This window comes from Vibrio sp. 970 (genome assembly GCF_033339075.1).
The window spans coordinates 1-689 of sequence record NZ_JAWOTW010000336.1 but is presented as its reverse complement, the minus strand read 5'-3'; the positions used below and the strand labels follow the sequence as shown (position 1 = coordinate 689).

At 46.7% G+C, this 689-nt stretch carries 1 pseudogene; it reads left to right on the top strand.

The annotated features are described in order from the left end of the window. Positions 1 to 63 precede the first annotated feature (63 nt). A pseudogene (locus R7Q11_RS26510) lies at positions 64 to 689 on the top strand (aminopeptidase PepB); the annotation flags it as partial.

Here is a 689-nt window from a genome sequence, read left to right as displayed (position 1 = left end):
AACATCCGTGAGTTATTAAAAAGAAGCGGCGTAGGCTACGCCGATATAAGACAAGGAGAAACCATGTCTACACAGATGTCTGTATTTTTAAGTCAAGATTCTGCTGCTCCACACTGGGGTGAGAAAGCACTACTTTCATTCTCTGAAAACGGTGCGACGATTCATCTAGGTGAAGGTCATGATCTTGGTGCAATTCAGCGTGCAGCTCGTCAGCTAGATGGCCAAGGAATTCATTCAGTTCTACTTTCTGGTGAACATTGGGATTTGGAAAGCATCTGGGCTTTCCATCAAGGTTACCGCAACCCGAAAAAACACGGTTTACTAGAATGGACTGCGCTTTCTGAAGAAGACCAAACTGAACTTCAAGCTCGCATTAAAGCGACCGATTTTACGCGCGATATCATCAACAAAACGGCGGAAGAAGTTGCACCTCGTCAACTTGCTACGATGGCGGCTGAGTTCATCAAAGCTGTCGCACCAGAAGGCACGGTAACGGCTCGTATTGTTAAAGATAAAGATCTACTAGCGGAAGGTTGGGAAGGTATCTATGCGGTTGGTCGCGGTTCGGATCGCACATCAGCAATGCTGCAATTGGATTACAACCCGACTGGCGATGAAAACGCACCAGTATTCGCGTGTCTAGTAGGTAAAGGCATTACGTTTGATTCAGGCGGTTACAGCCTTAAGCC